The organism is Aquabacterium sp. (genome assembly GCF_049274795.1).
Lineage (GTDB): Bacteria > Pseudomonadota > Gammaproteobacteria > Burkholderiales > Burkholderiaceae_C > Aquabacterium.
Genome location: NZ_JBASTH010000021.1, coordinates 1 through 5,745 on the forward strand (window position 1 = coordinate 1; position 5,745 = coordinate 5,745).

A 5,745-nucleotide genomic window follows, 5' to 3' on the forward strand; every position below is an offset into this window, starting at 1 on the left:
GACGAGGGGCCGCGCCGGCGGCGGAACCTGCAGCCCGTGGCGGGCGGCCTCGGCCTTGTGCTGCACGGTGATGTCGATGCACAGGCCTTCGCCGCGGATCACGGTGCGGCGGGCGTCGCGGTCCACCGTGCCCATCCACACCACGTGGCGACACAGGCCGTCCAGGCCCTGCCATTGCAGGGACACCTCCAGTTGGTCATCGGCCGTGATCAGCGCCAGTTCGAGCGCTTCGCGCTGGCTGGCGGGCAGGCACATCTCCATCAGCCAGGCGGCCGCCGGGTAGGGCTGCACGGTGGCGCCCAGCAGGCGGTACATGGCGTCATCAAACGTGAAGCCTTCGCGCAGGTCGTAGCGCCAGTGGCCCACGCCGGTGGCGCCGGCCATCAGGGCCAGGCGCTGGTGGGTCTGGGCCATGCGGGCCTCGTCGCGGCGGCGCTCGGTCACGTCCACCTGGGTGCCCACCAGTTGGGTGACACGGCCGGTGGCGTCGGCCTGGCTGGCCCAGTTGATCAGCACGCGGCGCAGGCGGCCATCCGGCGGGGTGATGGCGCATTCGAGTTGGCCCACCATGGGCTGGGCCTGGCTGGCCTGCAGGCGGGCGGCCATCTCCTGACGCTGGCCGGGGTGGATCCAGCCCAGCCAGGCCGTGAGGGTGAGGCTGCCCTGCGTGGGCTCCAGGCCGTGGATCTGGGCGCTGCGGTTGTCCAGCAGCAGGGTCTGCTCGTCAAGGTCGAGCTCCCACAGGCCCAGGCCGGTGGCCTGCGTGGCCAGGTGCAGCTTGGCGTCCAGGTCGTGCAGGCGGCGGGTGTTCTGGGCCAGGTCGCTCACATCCTGCGTGGCGCCGAGCAGGCCGACGATGGTGCCGGTGTTCTTGTCGTCGCGCAGCGGGGACATGTGCAGGCGCAGGCGGCGCTGGCGGCCATCGGGCGGGGTCGTGCGGAAGGTGATGTCGGCGGGTTGGCCCAGCGTGATCACGCCGACGATGGCCTGGTCGACCGCGGAGGCGTCTTCGGGGTGCACCCAGCCCTGCAGGGTGGCGGCGGGCAGGGTGTGGGTGTGCGAGGGCAGGCCGTGCTGGGTCACGCTGCGCTCGTCCATCGAGATGATGCCGCGCGCCAGATCCCATTCCCAGATGCCGACCTCGCCGGATTCGGTGGCCAGGCTCAGGCGTTGCGAGGTGAGCAGTTGCTGGCGCAGGTGGATCTCGCGCTGGCGGCGCTCGGAGGCCAGGCGCTGGCGCGAGCGCAGCAGCTCGATGCCCAGCGAGAGTTCGTCGGCCATGCGCTGCAGCAGCACCACGCGCGAAGGCGCCACGCGGTCCACCCCGTCGCAGGCCATCAGCAGCACGGCCGGGACATCGTCGTCGGCGCGCAGGGGCAGGGCGATCAGGGCCTGGGCGTTGAGCGTGGGGCGGGCCTTGCGCCAGGGGGCGGGGTCGTCGGCGCCATGCTGCTTGTGCACGATGCAGACGCCTGCCTCGGCGGCGCGGGCCACGGGGTGGCTTTCCCACACCGGGTCGTCCAGGCGGAAGGGGCCGGGCAGGGCCAGTTCGTCGCGGTCACCGGCCAGGCTCAGGGGCACGCCGGCCTGGCGGCGGTCGGCCTCGATGGGCACCACGGCCGCGGCCAGGTAGCCGCCGCGCACCACCAGGGTGCTGCACAGGCGTTCGAGCAGCGAGGCCTCGTCGTCGCAGCGCATGAGCAGGCCCAGGATGTCGGCGATGAGGTCCAGCGCTTCGTTCATGCGCCGCACTTCCAGGCCGGCCTCGGTGCCGGGGGTGTCGGCCGGGGCCACATCCAGCACGCCCAGCACCTCGCCACGCGGGCCGCGCAGGCCAAGCTTGACCTGCGGGATACTTTCGGCGCCCTGCGCGCCGGCGGTGGGCTCGGACCAGATCACGATGGGGCCGGCACTGCCCAGGGCCTGGCGGTCTTCCTCGCGCAGGCGCTGGCCGGCTTCGGCGCCCAGCAGGTCGGCATCGGTGACCTGGCCGCTGAGCCCGGTGGGCAGCAGGCGGTGCACCTGGCCGGGCAGGTTCACGTAGCGGTAGCGCAGGTCGGGGCCCTTGACGGCCACGTGCACCGACAGGTGGTCGGCAATGGTGTCGAAGTCCACGCCGATGCTGCGGCCCTCGCGGTAGAGGTGCCCCAACTGTGCGGCCAGATCCGTCAGGCGTTTCAATGTGCCCATCCCTTGTCGTCGCTTTTCTTTTTGTGTTGTTCGGTACACGGACCGTGCCGCACTTGGCGCCAAGCGCCTCCCTCCCCGCGGCCGACCGATTGTTTCAAATCATTGTGAGGCAAGGCCCGGGTTTTGTCTTCTCAGTGTTGCCACGTAGGAAACGCATACCGTTCAGGCCAGCGCCGGTGCGCCCTGCAGCTTGAAGCGCGACACGGTCTGCGACAGGCCCTGGGCCTGCTGGCGCAGGCTGTCGGCGGCGGCGGCGGATTGCTCCACCAGCGCGGCGTTTTGCTGCGTCATCTGGTCCAGGTCGTTGACGGAGGTCGTCACTTGCGAGATGCCCTGGGCCTGCTGGCGCGTGGTGTCGGCGATTTCGCCCATGGCCACCGTCACGCTCTGGATGGCGTGCACGATTTCCTGCATCACGGAGCCGGCGTCCTTGACGCGCTTGGCGCCCACCTCGACACGGTCGACCGACTGGCCGATCAGGGTCTTGATCTCCTTGGCGGCCTCGGCACTGCGCTGGGCCAGCGAGCGCACCTCGCCGGCCACCACCGCGAAGCCGCGGCCCTGTTCACCGGCGCGGGCGGCTTCCACGGCGGCGTTCAGCGCCAGGATGTTGGTTTGGAAGGCGATGCCGTCGATCACGCTGATGATGTCGGCGATCTGGCGCGAGGCGGCGCTGATCTCGTCCATCTGCTGCACCACGCTGCCCACGACCTCGCCGCCATGCACGGCGCGGTGGCTGGCGGTGCCGGCCAGGCGGTTGGCCTCGGTTGCGGACAGGGCGGATTTGTCCACCGTGTCGCTCAGCTCGCTCATGGACGAGGCGGTCTGCTGCAGGCTGGAGGCGGTGTGCTCGGTGCGGCTGGACAGATCCTGGTTGCCCACGGCGATCTCGGTGCTGGCCGTGAGCATGGATTCGGAGGATTCGCGCACGGCGGCCACCATGGCGCGCAGGCCCTGCTGCATGGTCTGCATCGACAGCATCACGCGGGCGATCTCATCCTTGCCCTTGGGGCTGATGTCGTAGGTCAGGTCGCCATGGGCGATGGCCTGGGTGATGCTCTCGGCGCGCTTGAGCGGGATGGTGATCGAGGCGATGCTCAGCCCCATCAGCGGCAGGAAGACGAGGCCCGGCGCCAGCAGCATCACCCACAGGGCGATGATGGACTGGTGCACGGTGCGGCTGGTCTGGTCGCGGCGGGCCTGGGCGTTGGCCTCCACGTCGGCGATGAGCTTGGCCATCACGGCGTCCATGGCATCGGCCTCGGCGCGTGCCGGGGCGCTGGACTGGAAGGCTTCTGCCGAGGAGCTGACAGCCGAGGCGTTGATCAGCTCCAGCGTGGGCAGGAGGCTGTCGCTGTAGGCCTTGAGGTGGGCGCCGATGGCCTTGACCTCTTCACCTACCTTGGGGTCGGGCATCACCTGGCCGATCTTGGCCAGCGTGGCCTGGGCCTTGGCCAGGTTGTCCTTCCAGTGTTTGAAATGCTCGGCCGTGGTCACCGAATCACCGGTGTTGATGATGGCGGCCTGCTCGTGGCTGCGCACCAAGCCCAGCAGGCGCGTGATCTCACCCACGTGCTGGGTGCCGGCGAACTCGCGCTCGGCGAAGTCGTCCAGGTTGCCCTGCAGCTGCAGCAGCTGCCAGCTGGTGCCGGTGCCGACCAGCGTGCCGATGGCCACCACCAAGGCCATGCAGGCCAGCAGGCGCGATCGGATCGAAAACCCGCGCAACCAGGTGATCCATGTGCTCATCATGTTCGTGTGCTCCTCAATCTCTATGCCATGCCAGAGGGGTCGTGTCGGCGCTCGGGGTAGCGCGTGGCGGACCTCTACTGCCTTGGTATCGGCAGGTGCACGGGTCGGTTTGAGGGGCGGGAGGGGCGCGTTCGGGCAGGGTTTGCCCGGTGATCAGGCGGCAGGGCGCGGCGCAGCGGTGTTAATACACGCTTGGCTCGCCGGGTGGGCGCGTCTTGAAGCGCTTGTGCACCCACAGGTACTGCGGCAGGCGCAGGCGGATCTGATCCTCGATGAAGGCGTTCAGCCGGGCGGTGTCGGCCACGGCATCCAAGGTGGGGAAGTTCTCCAGCGCGGGCAGGAAGTGCACCTTGTAGCCCTGGCCGCCGGGCAGCAGCTCGGCGATCACTGGCTGCACCACCATGTTCAGCATGCGGGCCATGCGCGAGGGCGCCAGCAGCGTGGCCGCCTGCACGCCGAAGAAGGGCACGAAGGCGGCGTCCTGCATGCCGAAATCCATGTCCGGCAGGTTGAAGAAGCCGCGCCCGGCCTTGATGGCGCGCAGCATGGGCTTGACCGAATCCTGGCGCGGGAAAATCTCCACATCGCCGAAGCGCAGGCGGCCGCGCTTCATGGCCGCATCGATCACGGCATTACTCTGCGCCTGGTAGATGGAGGCGCCGGGGCGCGGCTGGCACAGCAGGATGGCGGCGCCGGCCACATCGAGCCCCACGAAGTGCGGGCACAGCCACATGGTGGATCGGCCGGTGGCCTGGAACTCGCGCTCAGCCAGGCCGATGTCGCCCTCGACCTGGATCAGGCGCTTGAGGCGGGCGGGCGGGCCGTACCAGAACATGGCGCGCTCCAGCAGGCTGCGCAGCAGCCAGCCGAAGTGTTCGCGCACCACGGCCTGGCGCTCGGCCAGCGGCATGTCGGGGAAGCACAACTCCAGGTTGCGCAGCGCGATGCGGCGGCGCGAACCCGCCAGGCGGTAGAGCAGGCGGCCCAGGCCCGTGCCCAGCGCGGCCAGGAGAGGCAGCGGCAGCCACTGCAGCAGCCACAGGATGCCCAGGGCCAGGCGGATCAGTGCATCCTTGATCATCGCGGGGCCCTTCATGGTGCGGGCGATCCCTTGGCGTTGGCTGACGTCAGGATCTCGGCGCGCGGGCCCTTGTACCGGTTGTAGCCCCACAGGTACTGCTCGGGGCACTGCATGATCATATGTTCCATCAGGCGGTTGATCGCAGCGCTGGATTGTGCCGGATCGCCGCCCGCAGCCAGCAGCGACTCCACCTCAGTGGATACCCGTTCGGCGTGCACGATGTAGTCGATGCCCAGCCGGTGGCGCCGGCGCCAGCCCAGGCGCTCGCCGCGCAGCAGCACGACGGCGCAGCCGGTCTGCGCCACCAGTTTGGCGGCCATCGTCATCGTGTAGGCCGGGCGGCCGAAGAAGGGCGCCCAGGCACCCATGCCCTCGGGCGGTACCTGGTCGGGCAACAGGCCCACGGTCTCGCCCTTCTTGAGCGCGCGCAGCATCTGGCGCACGCCAGACAAGGTGGCCGGACTGGCCTGCATGCCAGGCCGGTTGCGGGCATTGACCATCAGCTCGGCCAGCCAGGCCTGCTTGGCGGGACGGTACAGCGCGGTGATGGGCTTGCTGGCGCCGCACCGTTCGGCGTAGGCCTGCGCGGTGACCTCGAAGCAGCCCAGGTGCGGCGTGAGCAGCAGCAGGCCCCGACCTTCGGCCAGGGCCTGATCGACCACCTCGGGGTGGCGCCAGGCCACGCGGGCGCCCAGGGCCTCGTCGCGCGGGCGGCCCCACAG

At 70.0% G+C, this 5,745-nt stretch carries 4 protein-coding genes; all 4 read right to left on the reverse strand.

Annotated features, from left to right (window positions below):
* Positions 1-2,190 (reverse strand): PAS domain-containing protein (locus tag WAQ08_RS02450; RefSeq protein WP_422189051.1); only part of this gene is annotated, 2,190 nt, incomplete at its 3' end.
* Between the two features lie 162 nt (positions 2,191-2,352).
* The gene (locus tag WAQ08_RS02455; RefSeq protein WP_422189052.1) at positions 2,353-3,942 is read right to left on the reverse strand and encodes a methyl-accepting chemotaxis protein; all 1,590 of its coding nucleotides are present in this window, start codon (positions 3,940-3,942) and stop codon (positions 2,353-2,355) included.
* 181 nt (positions 3,943-4,123) lie between these two features.
* The gene (locus WAQ08_RS02460; protein WP_422189053.1) at positions 4,124-5,038 is read right to left on the reverse strand and encodes a lipid A biosynthesis acyltransferase; all 915 of its coding nucleotides are present in this window, start codon (positions 5,036-5,038) and stop codon (positions 4,124-4,126) included.
* Positions 5,035-5,745 (reverse strand): lysophospholipid acyltransferase family protein (locus WAQ08_RS02465; RefSeq protein WP_422189054.1); only part of this gene is annotated, 711 nt, incomplete at its 5' end. The genes WAQ08_RS02460 and WAQ08_RS02465, both read right to left, overlap by 4 nt.